This window comes from Pseudomonas sp. NFACC10-1 (assembly GCF_900119195.1).
GTDB lineage: Bacteria > Pseudomonadota > Gammaproteobacteria > Pseudomonadales > Pseudomonadaceae > Aquipseudomonas > Aquipseudomonas cerasi.
Map to the genome: position 1 here is coordinate 406,891 of NZ_FPJB01000007.1, position 22,962 is coordinate 429,852.

16 protein-coding genes are annotated in these 22,962 nt (G+C 60.2%); 10 read left to right on the plus strand and 6 right to left on the minus strand.

The window, feature by feature from the left end:
* Nucleotides 1-44: 44 nt before the first annotated feature.
* On the plus strand, nt 45-5,912 hold the full coding sequence (locus BT119_RS20835; RefSeq protein ID WP_256573026.1) for an amino acid adenylation domain-containing protein: 5,868 nt from the start codon (nt 45-47) through the stop codon (nt 5,910-5,912).
* 260 nt (nt 5,913-6,172) lie between these two features.
* On the opposite strand, the gene BT119_RS20840 is transcribed toward BT119_RS20835, so the two are convergent.
* Both BT119_RS20840 and BT119_RS20845 read right to left on the minus strand, forming a co-directional pair.
* Nucleotides 6,173-7,420 carry a ribonucleotide-diphosphate reductase subunit beta gene (locus BT119_RS20840; RefSeq protein ID WP_003393710.1) on the minus strand — a complete coding sequence of 416 codons (1,248 nt, stop codon included), beginning with the start codon at nt 7,418-7,420 and terminating at the stop codon, nt 6,173-6,175.
* Between the two features lie 225 nt (nt 7,421-7,645).
* Complete coding sequence (locus BT119_RS20845; RefSeq protein ID WP_003434349.1) at nt 7,646-10,558, minus strand: ribonucleoside-diphosphate reductase subunit alpha; 2,913 nt, start codon at nt 10,556-10,558, stop codon at nt 7,646-7,648.
* A gap of 708 nt (nt 10,559-11,266) precedes the next feature.
* On the opposite strand from BT119_RS20845, the gene BT119_RS20850 reads away from it, so the two are divergent.
* Genes BT119_RS20850 through fhuF form a run of 3 tightly spaced genes read left to right on the plus strand, consistent with a single transcriptional unit; the run spans nt 11,267 to nt 14,329 of the window.
* A complete protein-coding gene (locus BT119_RS20850) occupies nt 11,267-12,010 on the plus strand; it encodes a response regulator (protein ID WP_024661551.1) in 744 nt (247 codons plus the stop codon).
* A gap of 4 nt (nt 12,011-12,014) precedes the next feature.
* Complete coding sequence (locus BT119_RS20855; protein ID WP_003434351.1) at nt 12,015-13,625, plus strand: ATP-binding protein; 1,611 nt, start codon at nt 12,015-12,017, stop codon at nt 13,623-13,625.
* Nucleotides 13,583-14,329 (plus strand): siderophore-iron reductase FhuF, encoded by a 747-nt coding sequence (gene fhuF, locus BT119_RS20860; protein WP_072366866.1) that lies wholly within the window; start codon nt 13,583-13,585, stop codon nt 14,327-14,329. The genes BT119_RS20855 and fhuF overlap by 43 nt, the downstream gene beginning before the upstream one ends.
* Here the strand turns inward: fhuF and BT119_RS20865 are convergent, their stop codons facing one another.
* Nucleotides 14,330-15,055: a 4'-phosphopantetheinyl transferase family protein gene (locus BT119_RS20865; RefSeq protein ID WP_218190030.1), complete on the minus strand. Its 726-nt coding sequence runs from the start codon at nt 15,053-15,055 to the stop codon at nt 14,330-14,332. It abuts the gene before it with no gap.
* 499 nt (nt 15,056-15,554) lie between these two features.
* Between BT119_RS20865 and BT119_RS20875 the strand changes: the two genes are divergently transcribed.
* Entirely contained in the window at nt 15,555-16,088 is a 534-nt protein-coding gene (locus tag BT119_RS20875) for an REP-associated tyrosine transposase (protein ID WP_044310779.1), read from the plus strand.
* Between the two features lie 114 nt (nt 16,089-16,202).
* On the opposite strand, the gene BT119_RS20880 is transcribed toward BT119_RS20875, so the two are convergent.
* Entirely contained in the window at nt 16,203-16,991 is a 789-nt protein-coding gene (locus tag BT119_RS20880) for a dienelactone hydrolase family protein (RefSeq protein ID WP_003363262.1), read from the minus strand.
* A gap of 173 nt (nt 16,992-17,164) precedes the next feature.
* Between BT119_RS20880 and BT119_RS20885 the strand changes: the two genes are divergently transcribed.
* Genes BT119_RS20885 through BT119_RS20895 form a run of 3 tightly spaced genes read left to right on the plus strand, consistent with a single transcriptional unit; the run spans nt 17,165 to nt 19,563 of the window.
* Nucleotides 17,165-17,515: a hypothetical protein gene (locus tag BT119_RS20885; RefSeq protein WP_058397147.1), complete on the plus strand. Its 351-nt coding sequence runs from the start codon at nt 17,165-17,167 to the stop codon at nt 17,513-17,515.
* 27 nt (nt 17,516-17,542) lie between these two features.
* The gene (locus BT119_RS20890; RefSeq protein ID WP_003407750.1) at nt 17,543-18,220 is read left to right on the plus strand and encodes a response regulator; all 678 of its coding nucleotides are present in this window, start codon (nt 17,543-17,545) and stop codon (nt 18,218-18,220) included.
* A complete protein-coding gene (locus BT119_RS20895) occupies nt 18,217-19,563 on the plus strand; it encodes an ATP-binding protein (RefSeq protein ID WP_003434355.1) in 1,347 nt (448 codons plus the stop codon). Before BT119_RS20890 ends, BT119_RS20895 begins: the two co-directional genes overlap by 4 nt.
* An 80-nt stretch (nt 19,564-19,643) precedes the next feature.
* Here the strand turns inward: BT119_RS20895 and BT119_RS27595 are convergent, their stop codons facing one another.
* Nucleotides 19,644-19,775 (minus strand): hypothetical protein, encoded by a 132-nt coding sequence (locus BT119_RS27595; protein ID WP_256573027.1) that lies wholly within the window; start codon nt 19,773-19,775, stop codon nt 19,644-19,646.
* Between the two features lie 249 nt (nt 19,776-20,024).
* Between BT119_RS27595 and BT119_RS20900 the strand changes: the two genes are divergently transcribed.
* Nucleotides 20,025-21,377, plus strand: a complete 1,353-nt coding sequence (locus BT119_RS20900) for a dicarboxylate/amino acid:cation symporter (protein WP_003363255.1) — start codon at nt 20,025-20,027, stop codon at nt 21,375-21,377.
* 66 nt (nt 21,378-21,443) lie between these two features.
* Here the strand turns inward: BT119_RS20900 and BT119_RS20905 are convergent, their stop codons facing one another.
* Nucleotides 21,444-21,938, minus strand: coding sequence for a SprT family zinc-dependent metalloprotease (locus BT119_RS20905; protein WP_003434357.1), 495 nt, complete (start codon nt 21,936-21,938; stop codon nt 21,444-21,446).
* A gap of 194 nt (nt 21,939-22,132) precedes the next feature.
* Here BT119_RS20905 and ttcA point away from each other — a divergent pair, with 194 nt between their 5' ends.
* Entirely contained in the window at nt 22,133-22,957 is an 825-nt protein-coding gene (ttcA, locus tag BT119_RS20910) for a tRNA 2-thiocytidine(32) synthetase TtcA (protein WP_058417405.1), read from the plus strand.
* The last annotated feature ends 5 nt before the right edge of the window (nt 22,958-22,962 follow it).

Here is a 22,962-nt window from a genome sequence, read left to right on the forward strand (position 1 = left end):
CGGTCGCAGAACTGCCGCTGCTGTCGTGCGAGCAACGTCGGCAGGTGTTGGAGTCGTTCAACGATACGGCAGCGGCCTACCCGGCGGACAAGTTGATTCATCAACTGTTCGAGGAGCAGGCGGCGCAACAACCCGATGCCCTGGCGGTGGTCGATGACGCCGGAAGCCTGACCTATGGCGAACTCAACGCCCGGGCGAATCGACTGGCACATTACCTGATCGGCCTGGGTATCCAGCCGGATGATCGGGTTGCGATCTGTGCGCAACGCAGCCTGGAAATGGTGGTGGGCTTGCTGGGGATTTTTAAGGCGGGTGGTGCGTATGTGCCGCTGGATCCTGCGTATCCGGAGCAGCGATTGCGCTACATGCTGGAAGACAGCGCGCCGGTGGCGGTGCTGGTGCAGGCCGAGACCCGGGCGTTGCTGGGCGAGTTGGCGGTGCCGACGCTCGATCTGCAAGATGCCGACTGGGAGGTTGAAGCTGAACACAATCCTGTAGTGCCGGCCATCACGCCGCAGCACCTGGCCTATGTGATCTATACCTCGGGTTCCTCCGGTAAACCCAAAGGCGTGGGCGGTCCACATCAGGCCATGGTTAACCGTCTTTACTGGATGCATAACACTTTCGGTGGTCAGCGACTCGAAAAGCATGCACAAAAAACGTCGATCAGTTTTCTCGATTCGGTGACTGAAACGCTGATGCCCTTACTGTTTGGCGCGCAACTGCATATCGTGTCGCCGCTGGCCTCCAGGGATCCGCTACAGCTGTGGCAGGCGGTTACAGAGCATCAGTTGACCCGTCTGGTTCTTGTCCCTTCACTGCTGGAAGAACTGTCGAGGATAGAGAACCGACAAATTTCGCCAGAAAAGCGGCTGATCGTTTGCAGTGGCGAGGTGTTTTCGTCCTCCCTGCTTGCTCGCACTCGTGCTTGGTTACCTTCGGCCACGATACTGAATTTCTACGGTTCGTCGGAAGCGGCGGGTGACTCTACTTTTTACCTGTGCGACAGCGCTGTTCAAGCGGGTCATTCACTGCCGATAGGTCGTCCGATCGCGAATACACGGATTTACCTGTTGGATGCACATGGCCAGCCGGTACCGATTGGGGTCATTGGCGAGATCCATATCGGCGGCGCGGGGGTTGCCCGTGGCTATCTGAATCTGCCGGAACTGACGGCGGAGCGTTTCCTGGACGACCCGTTCAGTGCCGAGCCGGCGGCGCGGATGTACAGGAGCGGCGATCTGGGGCGCTGGTTGGCGGACGGCAATATCGAGTACCTGGGGCGTAACGACGATCAGGTCAAGCTTCGGGGCTTCCGGATCGAGCTGGGCGAGATCGAGTCGCAGCTGGCGGCTTGCCCTGGGGTCAGGGAAGCGGTGGTGCTGGTGCGCGAGCACCGTCCAGGCGACAAACGCCTGGTGGCGTACCTGACGGCGCAGGAAGGTGCCGTATTGTCGGCGGCGCAGTTGCGCGAGCAACTGTCGCAAGGGCTGGCGGAGTACATGATTCCGAGTGCCTTCGTAACGCTGGCGCGTTTCCCGCAAACGCCGAGCGGCAAGCTGGACCGACGGGCATTGCCAGCGCCGGAGGACGACGCTTATGCCAGTCGTGATTACGAGGCGCCGGCAGGTGACATCGAGCATGCGCTGGCGCAGATCTGGCAGGCGTTGCTGGGGCTGGAGCGTGTCGGTCGCCATGACCACTTCTTCGAACTGGGCGGGCATTCGTTACTGGCGGTACAACTGGTGTCGCGTCTGCGTCAGCGCTTCGAAGTCGAGGTGGCACTGCGGGATGTGTTTGCCGAGCCGACGCTGCAAGGTCTGGCACGTCAGGTGGCGAACGCCCGGCTCTCGGCGCAGACGCCGTTGACGCTGGTGGATCGCAATCTGCCATTGCCGCTGTCGTGGGCGCAGCAGCGCTTGTGGTTCCTCGATCAACTGGATCGGGCGGCCGGAGCCGCCTATCACATCCCGGCGGGACTGCGCTTGCGCGGCCGATTGAACAGAGACGCCTTGCAGGCCACGCTTGACCGGATCGTGGCGCGCCACGAAACCCTGCGCACCCATTTTGCCTTGCACGAGGGCCAGGCGATCCAGGTGATCGCGCCGGCGACTCAAGGGTTCGCCCTGGTCACTCATGACCTGCGCCCGCTGGACTGCGCGGCGCAACATGAGACGCAACACGAGGCCGTAGAGCAGCTCGCTCGCGAGGAGGCGCTGGCGCCATTCGACTTGTCGAGGGGGCCGCTGATTCGCGGGCGGCTTGTGCAACTGTCGGAGACGGAGCACATCCTGCTGGTGACGCAGCACCATATCGTTTCGGACGGTTGGTCGACGGGCGTTCTGCTTCACGAAATTGGCATGTTGTACCGCGCCTTCAGCCAAGGGCTGGCCGATCCTCTGCCGGCACTGGACTTCCAGTATGTCGACTACGCCGCGTGGCAGCGGCAGTGGTTGCAGGGCGAGACGCTGCACACGCAGGTCGACTTCTGGCGGCAGCACCTGAGTGGTGCACCGGCCTTGCTGGAGCTGCCAACCGACCACCGCCGCCCACCGTTGCGCAGTTACGCCGGCGGACGGGTGAGCCTGGCCCTGAGCCCGGCATTGACGGCAGGGTTGCGACAGCTGGGTCAGCGTCACGGTGCGACGCTGTTCATGACCTTGCTGGCGGGCTGGTCGAGTCTGCTGAGCCGCGTCAGCGGGCAGGACGATGTGGTGATCGGCACGCCGGTGGCAAATCGTCCGCGCAGCGAACTGGAGTCGCTGATCGGCTTCTTCGTCAACACACTGGCGCTGCGGATCAGGCCGGAAGGGGGCCTGAGCGTGGCCGCGTTGCTGGAGCAGGTCAAGACGGTCATGCTGGCGGCGCATGCGCATCAGGACCTGCCGTTCGAGCAGGTGGTGGAGGCGCTGCAACCACCGCGCAGCCTGGGTCATAGCCCGATCTTCCAGGTCATGCTGGCGCTGAACAACACCCCGGGCGGCGGCGAATTCAGCCTGCCGGAGCTGAGCCTGGAGCCGCTGCAAGCACCGCACACGACGGCCCAGTTCGACCTGTCGCTTGCGCTGGTCGAGGCGGATGGCGGGTTGATCGGCTCTCTGGAATACGCGAGCGATCTGTTCGAGCGTGCAACGATCGAGCGGATGGCGGGGCACTTGCAAGTGCTTCTGGAAGGCATGGTGGCGGATGACCAGCAAGCGGTCGCAGAACTGCCGCTGCTGTCCTGCGAGCAACGTCGGCAGGTGTTGGAGTCGTTCAACGATACGGCAGCGGCCTACCCGGCGGGCAAGTTGCTCCATCAACTGTTCGAGGAACAGGTAGCACAACAGCCCGATGCCCTGGCGGTGGTCGATGAAACCGGAAGCCTGACTTATGGCGAACTCAATGCCCGGGCGAATCGACTGGCACATTACCTGATCGGCCTGGGTATCCAGCCGGATGATCGGGTTGCGATCTGTGCGCAGCGCAGCCTGGAAATGGTGGTGGGCTTGCTGGGTATTTTGAAGGCGGGCAGTGCGTATGTGCCGCTGGATCCTGGGTATCCGTCCGAGCGATTGCGCTACATGCTGGAAGACAGCGCGCCGGTGGCGGTGCTGGTGCAGGCCGAGACCCGGACGTTGCTGGGCGAGTTGGCGGTGCCGACGCTCGACCTGCAAGCTGGCGACTGGGAGGTTGAGGCTGAACATAATCCCGTAGTGCCGGCCATCACACCGCAACACCTGGCCTATGTGATTTATACCTCGGGTTCCACTGGTAAACCCAAAGGCGTGGCCAACCAGCATGACGGCGTCGTCAACCGGTTGTGGTGGGCAAAGAGCGAATACCGGATTGGAGCCGAAGATCGTGTCTTGCAGAAGACGCCCTTCGGTTTCGATGTATCGGTCTGGGAGATCTTCCTGCCTCTGCTGGCCGGGGCACAACTGGTCATGGCCCGCCCCGGCGGGCATCAAGACCCTCACTACCTGATGGAGGTGATCGAGCGCCGAAGCATCAGCATGCTGCACTTTGTTCCTTCCATGCTGCAGGCCTTCGTCAATCAGACGCCAGCAGGGCGGTGTTCGACGCTCAAGCGAGTACTTTGCAGTGGTGAAGCGCTGCCGCATGCTTTGCTATTGCAAGGCCAGGCACATTTCCCGAAAAGCGAGTTGCACAATCTGTACGGCCCCACCGAAGCAGCCATTGACGTCACGGCATGGCATTACGTGGCAGAGCAGGATATCGGTATCGTTCCGATCGGCCGTCCGATAGCGAATACACAGATTTACCTGTTGGATGCGCACGGCCAGCCGGTACCGATCGGGGTCAGCGGCGAGATCCATATCGGCGGTATCGGGGTTGCCCGAGGTTATCTGAATCGTCCGGAATTGACGGCGGAGCGTTTCCTGGAAGATCCGTTCAGTACCGAGCCGGCGGCGCGGATGTACAGGAGCGGTGATCTGGGGCGCTGGCTGGCAGACGGCAATATCGAGTACCTGGGGCGTAACGACGATCAGGTCAAGCTCCGGGGCTACCGTATCGAACTGGGCGAGATCGAGTCGCAGCTTGCGGGTTGCCCTGGGGTCAGGGAGGCGGTAGTGCTGGCGCGCGAGCACCGTCCCGGCGACAAACGCCTGGTGGCGTATTTGACGGCGCAGGAAGGCGTCGTATTGTCGGCGACGCAGTTGCGTGAGCAACTGTCGCAAGGGCTGGCGGAGTACATGATCCCGAGCGCCTTTGTAACGCTGACGCGTTTCCCGCTAACGCCGAACGGCAAGCTGGATCGACGGGCATTGCCGGCGCCGGAAGACGACGCTTATGCCAGTCGTGGTTACGAGGCGCCGGTAGGTGAAATCGAACATGCGCTGGCGGAGATCTGGCAGGCGTTGCTGGGGCTGGAGCGGGTGGGTCGCCATGACCACTTCTTTGAACTGGGCGGGCATTCGCTGCTGGCAGTGCAACTGGTTTCGTGCCTGCGTCAGCGCTTCCAGGTCGAAGTGGCACTAGGCGATCTGTTCATGCACCCGACAATCTGTGAACTTGCCGCGTCTTGCCATAGCGGTCTGAGCAAGGCTCTGCATCCGAATCTGACCACCATTCGCAAAGAGGGGGCTCAACATCCTTTGTTCCTCATTCATGAAGGGTCAGGGGATATCGGCTATGCCCAACAGTTGGCAAAGCAAATTCCCTCTGACATTCCGGTGTATGGATTTTCGACGAGCGGACTGCAAAGTGGGGAGGAACACCTCACCACTATCGAGGCAATGGCCTCACGCTACATTGAGGGGATCCGCCATATACAGCCACAGGGGCCGTATCGCGTCGCTGGCTGGTCTGCCGGGGGAACGATCGCCTATGAAATTGCCCATCAACTGATAGGGGCCGGTGCTACGGTAGCATTCCTCGGGCTTATCGACACCACCAGCGACTATCGGCATTTGTTTGATGCGCAGGAGGGCGGGTACGCTCATCTCGATGAAAGGCCGGATTTCGACGAGATCGAAGCCTTATTGAGACTTCTGCCGCCTGATGTACGTCAGGGGCCTGTCAGACACTTGGCTGCTGCTCGGGATTTCGAGGCCTTGTTGGCTTATACGCAAGTTCAAGGTCTGCTTCCTGAAGGTATAGAGAGTGATCTTGCAAAAAGATACCTGGCACTGATCCGCAGTATCGGTCTGGCGCTCTACCGTTACATGCCGCCCGCGCTACCGGTGCGTGTCACTTTATTCTCAGCAATGGGAGAAAACCGTAGTGATATCAGCATTGGTTGGGAGGCGCTGATGCCCAAGGAGCAACTGCAAGTCATCTCCATCATGGGAACTCATCACTCCATTGTGAAAGAGCCCGACATTCGTGAGCTGGGGCGGGCGATCCTTGAGGCGGTCACCAATAAGGGGAGGGCCAGCCAAACCAGATTGCCTTTGGAAACCGTGTAGTTTCGTTTGACCTTCCCTTTGCCATCATCCGTCGTCCTGGTCTTTGCCGTCTGGGATGATGGCCGAGAGGAAGGTCAAGCAAGGCAAAAACAGGCGAGGCCCGGCCGGAGTCGCATTCGACCGGATTTAACCGAGTCAAACCTCACATTTTTGCCGAAACAAAAATAAAAAAGGCTGCCAGTTGGCAGCCCTTTTCTCAGAACCCGTTTCATTTTTGATGAGATGGGTTCAGCTTTTATTGCAACTCCGCGGGATGCAAATCAATCCCAGCTCAAAGCTCCACCTGTCTGATACTCAATAACCCGCGTCTCAAAGAAGTTCTTCTCTTTCTTCAAGTCCATGATCTCGCTCATCCAAGGGAACGGGTTGGTCGTTCCTGGATACTCTTCCTTCAAGCCAATCTGGCTCAGGCGGCGGTTAGCGATGAATTTCAGATAGTCTTCCATCATCGCAGCGTTCATACCGAGTACGCCGCGGGGCATGGTGTCGCGGGCGTATTCGATTTCCAGCTGGGTGCCTTGCAGGATCATCTGCGTGGCTTCTTCTTTCATCTCGGCATCCCACAGGTGTGGGTTTTCGATTTTGATCTGGTTGATCACGTCGATGCCGAAGTTCAGGTGCATGGACTCGTCGCGCAGGATGTACTGGAACTGCTCGGCGACGCCGGTCATTTTGTTGCGGCGGCCCATGGAGAGGATCTGGGTGAAGCCGCAGTAGAAGAAGATGCCTTCCAGTACGCAGTAGTAGGCGATCAGGTTGCGCAGCAACTCTTTGTCGGTGTCGACGGTGCCGGTTTCGAACTTCGGATCGGAGATCGAACGGGTGTATTTCAGGCCCCAGGCTGCCTTTTTGGCGACCGATGGGATCTCGTGGTACATGTTGAAGATCTCGCCTTCATCCATGGCCAGCGATTCGATGCAGTACTGGTAGGCGTGGGTGTGGATCGCCTCTTCGAAGGCCTGGCGCAGGATGTACTGGCGGCACTCCGGGTTGGTGATCAGGCGGTACACGGCCAGTACCAGGTTGTTGGCAACCAGTGAGTCGGCAGTGGAGAAGAAGCCCAGGTTGCGCATGACGATGCGGCGCTCGTCGTCGGTCAGGCCTTCCGGGTTTTTCCAGAGGGCGATGTCGGCGGTCATGTTGACTTCTTGCGGCATCCAGTGGTTTGCGCAACCGTCCAGGTACTTCTGCCAGGCCCAGTCGTACTTGAAAGGTACGAGCTGGTTGAGGTCGGCGCGGCAGTTGATCATCATTTTTTCGTCAACGGCGACGCGGGCGCTGGCGCCTTCGAGTTCGGCCAGGCCTTCAGCGACGTCCAGTGCGTCCAGCGCTTTCTTGGCGCGGATCAGGGCAGCGGAGTCGGCGGCGGTCACGGCGCGGGCTTCCTGGGCTGCGAGGCCACCGGCGCTGTCGAGGCGGTCCATGTTGGCTTCGTTGGCGTGGCCGGCGTTGGTCGCTTTGGCGACTACTTCGCCGTCTTCTTTATCGAATTCGTCCCAGCTCAGCATGGTGTACTTCTCCTGCTTGAGGGTCAGTCGGGTGGACTGGCCTGTTGGATCTAGAGGGTGTGTTGCTTGCTTTTCAGGTGTGGCGCGCAAGGAACATGAATTTTTGGCTTTCGGGGCCTTTGGGTGAGGAGGCGGGCGGTAAGGGTAGGTTTCCCTTACCGGCCTCTTCGCGAGCAAGCTCGCTCCCACAGTTCTAAACGCGCTGTGGGGGCGAGGTGGGTTGCCTTACTGGCAAGCCTCACAATCCGGCTCGTCGATTGCGCAAGCCTTTGGCACTGGGGCCGGGCCGGCCGGTGCTGCTTCGGTTGGACGTGGGGCGGTGATCGCCGAGTCGTCCGGGCCGTGGCCGCCGCTCGATACTGCGTTGAGCTTGCCGGTGTTGACGGTGGACTTCTCGGTGCTGGTCGCGGCCAGGGCACGGAGGTAGTAGGTGGTTTTCAGACCACGGTACCAGGCCATGCGGTAGGTCACGTCCAGCTTCTTGCCCGAGGCGCCAGCGATGTACAGGTTCAGCGACTGAGCCTGGTCGATCCACTTCTGACGACGGCTTGCCGCGTCGACGATCCACTTGGTGTCCACTTCGAAGGCAGTCGCGTAAAGCTCTTTGAGCTCCTGCGGGATGCGCTCGATCTGTTGTACCGAACCGTCGTAGTACTTCAGGTCGTTGATCATGACCGAGTCCCACAGGTCGCGAGCCTTGAGGTCGCGTACCAGGTACGGGTTGATCACGGTGAATTCGCCGGACAGGTTCGATTTCACGTAGAGGTTCTGATAGGTCGGTTCGATCGACTGCGACACGCCAGTGATATTGGCGATGGTGGCGGTCGGTGCGATGGCCATGATGTTCGAGTTACGGATACCTTTCTGCACACGGGCACGAACCGGCGCCCAGTCCAGGGTTTCCTTCAGGTCGACATCGATGTACTTCTCGCCACGCTGCTCGATCAGGATCTGTTGCGAATCCAGCGGCAGGATGCCTTTGGACCACAGCGAACCCTGGAACGTCTCGTAGGCACCGCGCTCGTCGGCCAGGTCGCAGGACGCCTGGATGGCGTAGTAGCTGACCGCTTCCATGGACGTGTCGGCGAACTGCACGGCAGCATCGGAACCGTACGGGATGTGCTGCAGGTACAGCGCATCCTGGAAGCCCATGATACCGAGGCCGACCGGACGGTGGCGCAGGTTGGAGTTCTTGGCCTGCGGCACCGAGTAGTAGTTGATGTCGATCACGTTATCGAGCATGCGTACCGCTACATCGACAGTGCGCTTCAGCTTGTCGGTGTCCAGCTTGCCGTCGACGATGTGGTTCGGCAGGTTGATCGAGCCCAGGTTGCAGACCGCGATCTCGTCCTTGTTGGTGTTCAGGGTGATCTCGGTGCACAGGTTCGAGCTGTGAACCACGCCCACGTGCTGCTGCGGGCTGCGCAGGTTGCACGGGTCCTTGAAGGTCAGCCATGGGTGGCCGGTTTCGAACAGCATCGAGAGCATCTTGCGCCACAGATCCTTGGCCTGGATGGTCTTGAACAGTTTGATCTTGCCTGGGTATTCGGTCAGCGCTTCGTAGTACTCGTAACGCTCCTGGAAGGCCTTGCCGGTCAGGTCGTGCAGGTCCGGTACTTCGGATGGCGAGAACAGGGTCCACGGGCCGTCGTCGAAGACGCGCTTCATGAACAGGTCAGGGATCCAGTTGGCGGTGTTCATGTCGTGGGTACGACGACGGTCATCACCGGTGTTCTTGCGCAGCTCGATGAACTCTTCGATGTCCATGTGCCAGGTTTCCAGGTAGGCACAGACAGCGCCCTTGCGCTTGCCGCCCTGGTTGACCGCAACGGCGGTGTCGTTGACCACTTTCAGGAACGGCACGACGCCTTGCGATTTGCCGTTGGTGCCCTTGATGTAAGAGCCCAGCGCACGAACCGGTGTCCAGTCGTTGCCCAGGCCGCCTGCGAATTTGGACAGCATGGCGTTGTCGTGGATCGCGTGGTAGATGCCCGACAGGTCATCCGGCACGGTGGTCAGGTAGCAGCTGGACAGCTGTGGACGCAGGGTGCCGGCGTTGAACAGCGTCGGGGTCGACGACATGTAGTCGAACGACGACAGCAGGTTGTAGAACTCGATGGCGCGATCTTCACGGGCTTTCTCTTCGATTGCCAGGCCCATGGCCACGCGCATGAAGAAGATCTGCGGCAGTTCGAAACGCACGCCATCCTTGTGGATGAAGTAACGGTCGTACAGGGTTTGCAGGCCCAGGTAGGTGAACTGCTGATCACGCTCGTGGTTGATCGCCTTGCCGAGTTTTTCGAGGTCGAATTCGGCCAGCACAGGGTTGAGCAGTTCGAACTTGATACCGGTGGCGACGTAGGCAGGCAGCGCCTTGGCGTACAGGTCGGCCATTTCGTGGTGAGTGGCGCTGTCGGCGACACCGAGGAAACCCAGGCCTTCGGCACGCAGGGTGTCCATCAGCAGGCGGGCGGTGACGAACGAGTAGTTCGGCTCGCGCTCGACCAGGGTACGGGCGGTCATCACCAGCGCGGTGTTGACGTCTTTCAGGGCCACGCCGTCGTACAGGTTTTTCAGGGTTTCGGTCTGGATCAGGTCGGCGTCGACTTCAGCCAGGCCTTCGCACGCTTCGGTGACGATGGTGTTCAGGCGGCCCATGTCCAGCGGCGCAAAGCTGCCGTCGGCGCGGGTGATGCGGATCGACGGGTGAGCCTGGACCTGCTCTTCGGGGGCGCGAACGGCACGCTCCTTGGCGCGCGAGTCACGGTAGATGACGTAGTCGCGAGCCACTTTCTGCTCGCCGGCACGCATCAGTGCCAGTTCGACCTGATCCTGGATTTCTTCGATGTGGATGGTGCCGCCCGAAGGCATGCGACGCTTGAACGTGGCGCTGACCTGTTCGGTCAGGCGTGCAACGGTGTCATGGATGCGCGACGAGGCAGCAGCATTGCCGCCTTCAACTGCAAGAAACGCCTTGGTGATGGCAACGGTGATCTTGTCGTCCGTGTAGGGAACGACAGTACCGTTACGCTTGATCACGCGCAGTTGACCGGGGGCAGTGGCAGACAGATCCTGCTGGGTCTGGCTTGCCTGCGGCGCGCCGGTCGGCGAGTTCTCGCGAGTTGTGTCTGTTTGCATGTGTGACTCCACGTTCTTTAAGTTTGTTCGGGCATTGCTGCCCACCATTTCGTTTAGAGCAGTCAGTCGCAAAAGGCGACCAAAGGGCTCCAAAACGAAGGTGAAAGCGGGGTGCTGTCGCCGCTTCCAGGTTTTGAAGCCAAAAAGGACCGGGCTATGCCCGATCCTTCGAAAATCTGATCAAGAGTGCGTGTTCGATGTTGCAAAACGTGTACGGGATGGCTCTGGTTCACGCGCGAGCGTCTTGGTGCCTAAACTGGCTTGAAGTTCAACCCCTCAGACGCAACAAAAATGCTTGAATTTCCCATTTGAGTTGTGCTGGCGTTTTTATTCAAAACCCCACATGTAGGGTGTGTCTCGTCGCCGGGCTACAAGATAATGCGTTTTGGACATGAATTGCAACGCACCGCTTGTGGATAAAGTGTGTGTAGTTTGTGTATGAATCGCACACCTTGCGTGTAGGCCGCATAACTACTGGATCGTGACCGTTTGTCACCGTTTTCTTTAGGCACTGGTGAGGCACTGCTGATTTTTAAGGGCGCGAACCCTATCACAAAAAAACACAGCTGAAAGGCCGTTCTGGCATGTCATGTGCTATGCCGCGTGCGGTGTCGTGTGATCCGCGCAAGGGTTGCTACACTCGCCTGCGACGTGGTGCCGCAACCCCTGCATTTCAAAAACAAAAAGCGCTCGATAACGACAAGGAAGATTGCTGTGGAGCCACATACCTGGCACGTGCTGATCGTCGAGGATGACCAGCGACTGGCCGAACTGACCAGCGATTACCTGCAGAGCCACGGTCTGCGCGTGAGCATCGAAGGCGACGGCGCGCTGGCGGCGGCGCGGATCATCGCCGAGCAGCCGGATCTGGTGATCCTCGACCTGATGCTGCCCGGCGAGGACGGTTTCAGCATCTGCCGCAGCGTACGTGACCGCTACGACGGGCCGATTCTGATGCTCACCGCGCGCACCGATGATACCGACCATATAGAAGGGCTCGACACCGGCGCCGACGATTTCGTCTGCAAACCGGTGCATCCGCGCGTGTTGTTGGCGCGTATCAAAGCCCTGCTGCGCCGCAGTGAAGCGCCGCAGGTGCCGGCTGCCGAGCTGCGCCGTCTGGTGTTCGGTCCGTTGGTGGTGGACAACGCACTGCGTGAGGCCTGGCTGCGCGAGCAGAGCATCGAACTGACCGGTGCCGAGTTCGACCTGCTGTGGCTGCTGGTGGCCAACGCCGGGCGCACGCTGTCCCGCGAAGAGATATTCACCGCGTTGCGCGGTGTGGGGTACGACGGGCAGGATCGCTCCATCGATGTGCGTATCTCACGTATCCGCCCGAAAATCGGCGACGATCCCATTCATCCGCGTCTGATCAAGACCGTGCGCAGCAAGGGCTATCTGTTTGTGCCCGAAGCGGCGCAGGACATGAGCGGCCACGTGTTCAGCGGATGACCTGATGAATTCGATCTTTCTGCGCATCTACGGTGGTGTGCTTGGCGTGTTGGTGCTGGTCGCGCTGCTTGGCGTGCTGGCCCTGCATGTGCTCAATCAGTCGCGCGGCGAGCAGTATCGCGAGCGCTTGGCTCACGGCACCTTTACGATCATGGCCGACAATCTGGTGCCGCTCGATGGCATCGAACGGCGCCGCGCCCTGGCGATCTGGGAGCGCCTGCTGGGGATTCCCCTGAGCCTGCAAAGTCTTGAGCAGGCTCACCTCGACAGCAGCGCACTGGGCCAACTGGCGCGCGGCAAGGTGGTGGTCGAACAGATCGGGCCGCACGCTGCCAGGGTTTATCGTCAGTTGAGCGACAAGGAGCCGCTGTTGCTGACCGGCGAAGTGCAGCAGATCACCGAACAATTGGCGAGAGCCACTATCTACCTGCTGATCGATGAACTGGTGCGCTTTCCGGTCGACGAGCAACCGGCGCGGCTGCAGGCCCTGCGCAGCGACAAGGGATTCGGTTTCGACCTGCACCTGCTGGCGCTGGATCAGGCGGATCTGGACGATGACCAGCGCCGCCGCGTCTATGAGGGCGATACGGTCATGGCGCTGGGCAAGGGCGGCGATTCGATCCGCGTGCTGGCCGGGATCGTCGACACCAACTGGGTGCTGGAAATCGGTCCGCTGTACCAGATGAACCCTTATCCGCTGCATTGGCTGTTGCTGATCGCCTTGATGGGCCTGTGTCTGATCGGTCTGGTGGTGTACTTGCTGGTGCGGCGTCTGGAGCGACGGGTGCTGGAGCTGGAGGCGGCCGCCACGCAGATTGCCCAAGGCAGCCTGCACACCCGCGTGCCGACCGAGGGCTCCGACTCGGTGGGGCGTGTGGCGGCGGCGTTCAACAGCATGGCCGAACACCTGCAACGCTCATTGATGATCCAGCGCGAACTGGTGCGCGCGGTGTCTCACGAACTGCGCACGCCGGTGGCGCGGCTGCGTTTCGGTCTGGAGATGGTCAGCGACGCCGCCACTCCCGAGGCGCGGCGCAAATACATGCGCGGCATGGACAGCGATATCCAGGACCTCGACAAGCTGGTCGATGAGATGCTCACCTACGCGCGTCTTGAGCAGGGCGCGCCGATCCTGAATTTCCAGCGTGTCGATCTGGATGCGCTGATTGATCAGGTGATCGCCGAACTGGCGCCATTGCGCGCCGACGTACGGGTTTCGCGCGGCGAATGCCTGAGGGCCGAAGAGGGTGAGGCTGCCTGGGTCGAGGGCGAGCCGCGCTACCTGCACCGCGCGGTGCAGAACCTGGTGAGCAATGCGCTGCGCCATGCCGAGAACGAGGTGCGCATCAGCTATCGGCTGGAGGCGCAGCAGTGCCGTATCGACGTGGACGACGATGGCCCTGGCGTTCCGGAACAGGCGTGGGAACAGATTTTTACACCGTTCATGCGCATCGATGACAGCCGCACACGAGCCTCGGGCGGGCATGGGCTGGGTTTGTCGATCGTACGGCGGATCATCCATTGGCATGAAGGTCGTGCGCTGATCGGGCATAGCGTCAGCCTGGGCGGGGCGTGCTTCAGCCTGTCCTGGCCGCGCACGCAGGTGCCGCGTTGAGCTTGCCGTTGTTTGTCGGTCCATTTGCGCAGTTCGGGCGGACGTTGCTGACGGCGGATGATGCGCGCCCGGTAGTGACGTTGCCTGATCTGCTGCAACCCGAGCGTCTCGATCAATTGCTGCTGGCTGTTTACGGGCCGCAGTTGATGCCCGATCAATTGCCGGTGCTGGTGTCGCAGTGGGCCAAGTTTTACTTCATGCAACTGATTCCGCCGGTGCTGGTGGCCGGCCTGGTGCATGACTGGCATTGGCCGTTGCAGCTTGAGCAGGTAGCGCTGGCGCTGGATGAGCGCGGCGTGCCGAACGGCGTCAGGCTGGCGGAGGAGGGACGCGTCTGGCGGGGTATGTCGGTTGATCCGTTTCAGCGCTTTGCCGGATTGCTCGATGACAATCTTCAGCCTTTCATTGCATCGCTGAGCGCTTATGGCGGACTGCCTGCCGCGGTGTTATGGAGCAGCGCCGGGGATTATCTGGAGTGCTGCCTTGCTCAACTGGCCAGGTGCAGTGATGTGTCGCTGGCTGCGGGGCTGGCGCTGTTAAGCGAGAAGAAAAGGCCGGACGGGCGCGCCAATCCTCTGTTTCAGGCAGTGCGTTATGTGCCGCAGGCGCAGGGCGGCGAACCACGCAGGCAACGGCGTGTGTGCTGTTTGAGTCATCGGGTCGAGTGGGTTGGGCGTTGCGAACATTGTCCGCTGCCCGGCTGATCAACCTTCGACGGCAACCAGGCTCAACAGGTGATCGTCCTGCAGACTGAACTGACCGTCCAGCTCCTTGCCCGCATGCCACTCGCTGGACAGGTCGATCAGCAGCTGTAGCCGTGCGCGGCCGTCGGCGGACCATTCCAGCAGTTGCGCGTCTTCGAAGTAGAAGCGCTTGTGCACGATGGGGTAGAGCGCTTTGAACAGCGCTTCCTTGATCGAAAAGGTCAGGGTCACGCGCAGTGCGATCTGATCTTCCGGACCCGCCGCCATCTCTGCCAGCTCGGCCGCCGTCAGAATCTCCCCGGCCAGGCGTGAGGCGCGGTCGTGGCTCAGCAGGTTTTCCGTGTCCAGCCCCAACCCGCGCCACTGCTGCTTGTGCGCCACCACGGCGGCAGCCCAGCCGGTGCTGTGGGTGATCGAGCCACAGACATCAGCGGGCCAGATTGGCGCGCGGTCTTCCCCCACCACCGGAACATGCAAGCGGCCATCCAGCTGACGCATGGCTTCGCGGGCGCAGAGACGACCGGCGAGGAATTCAGTCTGACGTTTGGCCACCGAACGCTGAATGCTCGCCGGCATTTGCAGCTCACAACGCTGAAAGTCACCGTTGACCAGCTTGAGCGGATCAAAATGTCCACTCACCAGCACCGCTCCCGGCAAGGCTTGTGGCAACGGCCAATGCCGGATCAGTTCCGGGCAGCAGATGGGGAGGTCGGATAGTCGAGTCATGGGCGGCATTTTGCCGGGGGAATGGGTTGGAGGGAAGGGCACTGGTAACATCTGCGTCCTCTTGACGACGCAGAGCGTCGAGAACGGCATTCCCACGCAGGAGCGTGAGGAACGATCACCACAACTATCGTGCGTCGCTCCGCGTCGCATGCCTTTCCGGACGCTCCGCGTCCTCTTGCGACGCAGAGCGTCGAGAACTGCATTCCCACGCAGGAGCGTGCGGAACGATCATCGCAACTATCGCGCGACGCTCTGCATCGCATGCCTTTCCGGACGCTCTGCGTCCTCTTGCGACGCAGAGCGTCGAGAACTGCATTCCCACGCTGGAGCGTGAGGAACGATCACCTCGACTATCGTGCGATGCTCCGCGTCGCATGCCTTTCTGGACGCTCCGCGTCCTCTTGGCGGTGCATAGCAAAAAACTGGTCACACTTTCATTATTTCCACGTACTCGGTCGGAAGGTACCTTTCGCGGCTCTGATGATTCAAGGATGAACACATGGGCCGGAGCAGATACACCATCACCGAACCTGAGAAGCCTCATTTCCTGACGTGCACGGTGGTGGAGTGGTTACCGCTTTTTACCCGGCCTGTTCTGGTAGACATTCTGTTCAACGCCTGGCGCTACCAACAGGCTCATCAGGGACTGCTGCTCTTCGGGTATGTCGTACTGGAAAACCATTTGCACTTCGTGGCCCAAGCGCCCGCCTTGGACAAATGTGTGAGTAGTTTCAAGTCATTTACGGCTCGACAGATAATCGAAGCACTTGAGAACGCCAACGCCGAGAGCACGCTGGAGCGTCTGCGATTCGTCAAGCGTCTGCACAAGAGTGACAGGGTGTATCAGGTCTGGCAGGAAGGAGCTCATGCCGAGCTTGTGTGGAGTGAAAAGGTTATGCGGCAGAAGCTCGATTACATTCACCACAACCCGGTAAAGAGAGGCTACGTGGACATCGGTGAGCACTGGAGGTACTCCAGCGCTCGCGATTATGAGGGGCAGCGCGGTTTGATCGATATTCAGCGCTGGTATTGACGCATAGCGTGCGGAACGATCACCTCGACTATCGTGCGATGCTCCGCGTCGCATGCCTTTCCGGACGCTCCGCGTCCTCCCCGTTTCGGGCGGACGCGGAGTTTCAGTTATCGCTCAACCAAATATCTTTTTGAAAAACACTTTCATGTCCGCCCAGGAGCTCTCATCGGCGGCCTTGTCGTAGCCGATGTCCGGGCCGCCGTGTTCGCCGTGGCTGAGGCGGTCGGCGTCGGGGTTGGTGAAACCGTGTTTGGCGCCGTCGATGCTGACGAATTTGTAGTCGGCCTTGGCGTCGTCCATTTCCTTCTTGAACGCGGTGACGTTTTCAGGGGTGACCATGCTGTCCTTGGCGCCGTGCTCGACCAGCATTGGCACCTTGATACCCGGTTTCGCCGGGGTGTTGGTGACCAGTGCGCCGTGGAAACTTACCACGCCCAGCAGCGGCTCATCGCGGCGTGCCGCGTCGAGCACGATCTTGCCGCCAAAGCAGTAACCGATCGCGGCGATCTTTTTCGGATCGGTCTGAGGCTGCTGCTTCAATTGCTCCAGCCCGGCGTCAAAACGCTTGTCTGCGGCATCGCTGTCCTTCAACGCGGCCTGCATGAAGGCCATCGCGTCCTTCGGGTGTTCGGTGTTCTTGCCTTCGCCGTACATATCGATGGCCATCGCGCTGTAACCCAGTGCAGCCAGATCGCGAGCGCGGCGCTTGGCGTAGTCGTTCAAGCCCCACCATTCATGAACCACCAGAACGCCAGGGCGCGGGCCTTTTACCGCGTCGTCGTAAGCGTAATAGCCCACCAGCTTGGTGCCGTCGGCACTTTTATAATCGATCTGCTCGGTCTTGATCGCCGCCTGGGCGAGGCCGGTCAGGCCCATCATGATCATTGCAATCCACACACGCATGGTCAGCTCCTTGTTGATGTTTTGAAGTGGCAAACAACGATAGCCGATTCTGCTGCACAGGGTGCGGATGACTGTTCAGCGCCGGTTCATGCAGTGTTCAGTCGGGGTTCAGCCCGGCGCGATTACTGTTGGCCCATACCTTGACAGCGTCCCCGAGCGCAAAAGGAGTCGATATGTTGAATCTCAACAAGTTTTTCCTGGCCCTGGCTTTCCTGGGCGGCAGTGCTGCGGTGCAGGCGGGTGATGGTCGGCTTGACGTGGCCCGTATCGAGTTCAGCAAGACCAGCGAAAGGCTTGACGATACCAACAGCTGGGGACACGCGCTCGGGGAGCAGGCGTATTCCAACGTCTCGGCGGGGACGCTTTATTCGCCACCGGTTTACGGCAGCCTGACGGGCACTCACAATGGTGCGCCTGTCAGCCGCGAAATCCTGCTGGGCAGCTATGATGTGACACAGCACGTGCCCGTCAGCGCCCGCCTGTTGAGTACTGATGCGACGATGTCGTTTCATTCTTTGTCTTGAGGCTGCGATTGTGCCTGGGAGAGCTGCATGAAGTTGTTGGTAGTTGAGGATGAAGCGCTGCTGCGCCACCACCTGCGAACCCGTCTGACCGAAGCCGGGCATGTGGTGGAAGCGGTGGCCAACGCTGAAGAGGCGTTGTATCAGGTCGCGCAATTCAATCACGACCTGGCGGTGATCGACCTGGGCCTGCCGGGCATCGGCGGCCTGGACCTGATTCGCCAGCTGCGCACATTGGGCAAGGCGTTTCCGATTCTGATTCTGACCGCGCGTGGCAACTGGCAGGACAAGGTCGAAGGCCTGGCTGCCGGTGCTGACGACTACGTGGTCAAACCCTTCCAGTTCGAAGAGCTGGAGGCACGGCTGAATGCCTTGTTACGGCGTTCCAGCGGCTTCATCCAGTCAACCATCACGGCTGGCCCGCTGTTGCTGGACCTCAATCGCAAGCACGCCGCCCTGGCCGAGCAGCCCTTGGCGCTGACGGCCTACGAATACCGTATTCTCGAGTACCTGATGCTCCATCATCAGCAAGTGGTGCCCAAGGAGCGCCTGATGGAGCAGCTGTACCCCGATGACGACGAGCGCGACCCGAACGTGATCGAAGTGTTGGTCGGTCGTCTGCGTCGCAAACTGGACAGCAGCGTGGCCTTCAAACCTATCGAAACCGTGCGCGGCATGGGCTATCTGTTCAATGAGCGCTGTACGTGATTCGTTCGCTTCGCCTGCGCCTGATGCTGGGCGCCGCCACGCTGGCGGTGATCTTTATGCTGCTGATGCTGCCTGCACTGCAGGGGGCGTTCAGCCTGGCGCTGCGCGGAGCGATCGAGCAACGCCTGGCTTCTGATGTAACGACCATGATTTCGGCGGCTCGCGTCGAAAACGACCATCTGTTGATGCCCTCAGTGTTGCCGGGCGAACAATTCAATCTGCCCGGCAGCCGACTGCTGGGTTACATCTATAACCGCCAGGGGCAGATGGTCTGGCGCTCGTTGTCGACCGAAGGCGAAAACATCGACTACCGCCCGCAATACGACGGGCAGGGCAGCGAGTTCACCAAGATCAAGGAAATCAATGGCGATGAGTATTTCGTCTATGACGTCGAGATCCGGCTGCTCGGCGGGCGCAATGCCGCGTTCAGTATCGTTGCCGTGCAGCCGTTGCGCGGCTATCAGGAAACCATCGACGGTCTGCGCCGCAAGCTCTATCTGGGCTTTGGCGCAGCACTGGCGGTGCTGCTCGGGTTGCTGTGGATGGGCCTGACCTGGGGGCTGCGGGCCTTGCGCGGCTTGAGCCAGGAACTGGATCAAGTGGAAGCCGGTGCGCGCGACAGCCTCAGCGAAGAACACCCCAGCGAACTGCTGCGCCTGACCGATTCGCTCAACCGCCTGTTGCGCAGCGAGCGGGAGCAACGGATCCGTTACCGCGATTCTCTGGATGACTTGGCGCATAGCCTGAAAACCCCGCTGGCGGTCTTGCAGGGCGTAAGCGAGAACATCGCCAAGCGTCCCGAGGATGTCGAGCAGGCGTGGGTGCTGCAATCGCAGATCGAACGCATGAGCCAGCAGATCGGCTATCAACTGCAGCGGGCCAGCCTGCGCAAAAGCGGTCTGGTGCGCCATCACGTGATGTTGCGGCCTGTGGTCGAAAGCCTGTGCAACACGCTGGACAAGGTGTATCGCGACAAACAGGTCAAGGCCACGCTGGACCTCCCCGAGCACTGCCAGGTGCACATGGAGGAGGGCGCGCTGCTGGAAATGCTCGGCAACCTGCTGGAAAACGCCTATCGGCTGTGCCTGAGCGAAGTGCGCGTCAGCTTTACCCGCTCAGCGGACGGCGATGAACTGTGCGTCGAAGACGACGGCCCCGGCGTCCCGCAGAGCCAGCGTGCCCGCATTCTCGAACGCGGCGAACGGCTGGACCGCCAGAACCCTGGCCAAGGCATCGGCCTGGCGGTGGTCAAGGACATCATCGAAAGCTACGGCGCGCAACTGACGCTGGGCGATTCCCCATTGGGTGGCGCGGCGTTCAGGATTCATTTTCTGGCGCAGTGAGGGTGTGTTCGCCCCAGTTTCAAGAGCGGACGCAGAGCGTCCATAACGGCGTGCCAACGCGGAGCATTGGCACGATAGTGTTAACACACCTGTCGCTCCTCATGCTCCAGCGTGGCAATGCCGTTGATGACGCTCTGCGTCACACCTTTGCGCGTCACCGAGCACTCCAGTCGCCACAGAAAAAAGGCGGATACCCGCCACTGTGTGCGCATTTTTCCCACCATACGGCGGAAAACCGCCACCTCTCTTGTGGAATCCCTACTACCGTTACCAGTGTGCGCCTTGTATTGCGGGGTTTTGATATCAAAATGATTCTATGGCACGCGTATTGCTACCTACATGGCAGAGGCCTGCCTTGCGCAGCTCGACAAAACAAATCCCTCCAGTGCAGGAGGGTTAGCGCTTTATAGGCTCGCGTGCATCAGGTGAAGATGCCGACGACGCCCTTGAGGAAAACTGCAATGACGACTCGTCAGCCCATCTACAAATCCCTCTATTTTCAGGTAATCGTAGCGATTGTCATCGGTATCCTGATCGGTCACTTCTATCCGGACACCGGCAAGGCGTTAAAACCGCTGGGTGACGGGTTCATCAAACTGATCAAGATGGTCATTGCCCCGATCATCTTCTGTACCGTTGTCAGCGGCATCGCCGGCATGCAGAGCATGAAGTCGGTCGGCAAGACCGGCGGCTATGCGCTGCTGTATTTCGAGATCGTTTCGACCATCGCCCTGCTGATCGGTCTGATCGTGGTCAACGTGGTTCAGCCGGGTGTCGGCATGAACATCGACGTCAGCACGCTCGACGCTTCTAAGATCGCCGCCTACGTCACTGCCGGTCAGGATCAGAGCATCGTCGGCTTTATCCTTAACGTTATTCCGAACACCATCGTCGGCGCGTTTGCCAACGGCGATATCCTGCAAGTGCTGATGTTCTCGGTGATCTTCGGCTTCGCGCTGCATCGCCTGGGTGCCTACGGCAAGCCGGTTCTGGACTTCATCGATCGCTTCGCCCACGTGATGTTCAACATCATCAACATGATCATGAAACTGGCCCCGCTGGGTGCGTTCGGTGCCATGGCCTTCACCATCGGTGCCTATGGCGTCAGCTCGCTGGTGCAGCTGGGTCAGTTGATGATCTGCTTCTACATCACCTGCGTTCTGTTCATCGTGTTTGTACTGGGTGCGATCGCCCGCGCTCACGGCTTCAGCATCTTCAAGCTGATTCGCTACATCCGTGAAGAGCTGTTGATCGTACTGGGTACTTCTTCTTCGGAGTCGGCCCTGCCGCGCATGCTGATCAAGATGGAGCGCCTGGGTGCCAAGAAGTCTGTGGTTGGTCTGGTTATCCCGACGGGCTACTCGTTCAACCTGGACGGTACGTCGATCTACCTGACCATGGCTGCCGTGTTCATCGCTCAGGCGACCAACACGCACATGGACATCACCCACCAGATCACCCTGTTGCTGGTGTTGCTGCTGTCGTCCAAAGGTGCTGCCGGCGTAACCGGTAGCGGCTTCATCGTACTGGCTGCGACCCTGTCGGCTGTAGGCCACCTGCCGGTTGCCGGTCTGGCGCTGATTCTGGGTATCGACCGCTTCATGTCCGAAGCCCGCGCCCTGACTAACCTGGTCGGTAACGCTGTTGCTACCGTTGTGGTTGCCAAGTGGGTCGGCGAGCTGGACACCGACAAGCTGCAGTCCGAGCTGGCTTCCGGTGGCTCTGCCATTCTGGAAACCCGTCCTGAAGACGACCTCGGCGTTGCCGAAGGCCCTACTCCAGCGGCTGCGGTGAACACCACCAAGACCGTCTGATAACCTTCAGGCCATAAAAAACCCATCTTCGGATGGGTTTTTTTATGCCTGCAGTTTGCCGGAGGATTATTCCGTGCGCGTCTCGCCGCTGAACACCAGAGGCTCGCGGCAGCGACGACACAGGTAGCGCCGTCCCTTGCGGACCATGCCGTGACGCTGCGCGGTGAACGGAAAGTCGCTGTCGGGGCACGGGCAGCGGTAGATGTAACGGATCACACTGCGCCGTTTGATCGCATAGGTATGGCAGCGATTGGGCGGCAGCTCATAGACGCCGCGCATGATCAATTGCCATTCTTCGCCGTGTGGCTGAATGCTGCCACCGAACAACTGGTGGGCAATCAGGTGCGCGACCTCGTGAGGCACGGTCTGGCGCAGGAAGTCTTCGGCGTTTTCCTTGTAGAGCTGCGGATTGAAGCGCAACAGGTTTTCATGCAGATGAGCGACACCGGCCTTCTGACCGCGCAACTGGAAACTGACCACCGGGCGTTTGAAGGTGCGCTTGAAGAAGGCTTCGGCTTGTTGGTAACAGGTCTCGACGCGTGAATTGAGTTGTTCGGGCATGCTGTGGGGTTCTCCAGTCCGCCAAGTATGCCGCAATGTGGCTAAGCTCTGAACACGCCAGCCGCCCGGTGGTCATTTTTGATCCAGTGTGGTCGCCTGTCTGAACAGTAAGAGCGCAGCATATTTAACCAATGGTCGGTTACGGGTAAAATGTCCGGCTTTTCTCAAGCTACCGTCAGCGGATATTTCCATACATGGGCACCCTTTCAGTCAATCAGAACAAACTGCAGAAACGTCTGCGTCGGCTGGCCGGCGAAGCGGTTGCCGACTTCAATATGATCGAAGAGGGTGACAAGGTCATGGTCTGCCTGTCCGGCGGCAAGGACAGTTACACCATGCTCGATGTGCTGATGCACTTGCAGAAGGTCGCGCCGATCAAGTTCGACATCGTGGCGGTCAACATGGACCAGAAGCAGCCCGGTTTCCCTGAGCACGTGCTGCCTGCCTACCTGAAAGAACTGGGTATCGAGTACCACATCGTCGAGAAAGACACGTATTCAGTGGTCAAGGAATTGATCCCCGAAGGCAAGACCACCTGCTCGCTGTGTTCACGGCTGCGTCGCGGCACGCTTTACACTTTCGCGGACGAGATCGGTGCCACCAAGATGGCGCTCGGGCACCACCGCGACGACATCGTCGAGACATTCTTTCTCAACATGTTCTTCAATGGCTCATTGAAGGCCATGCCGCCCAAGCTGCGGGCCGATGACGGCCGCAACGTGGTGATTCGTCCGTTGGCGTACTGCCATGAAAAGGACATTCAGGCCTATTCGGATTTCAAACAGTTTCCGATCATCCCGTGCAACCTGTGCGGCTCGCAGGAGAACCTGCAGCGTCAGGTGGTCAAGGAGATGCTGCAGGACTGGGAGCGCAAGACGCCAGGCCGGACGGAGAGCATCTTCCGCGCCCTGCAGAACGTGCAGCCCTCGCAGTTGGCCGACCGCAACCTGTTCGATTTCGGCAACCTGCGCATCGACGAAACCGCTGCGTCGCGGTTCGTCAATGTGGTCAATCTCTGACGGCA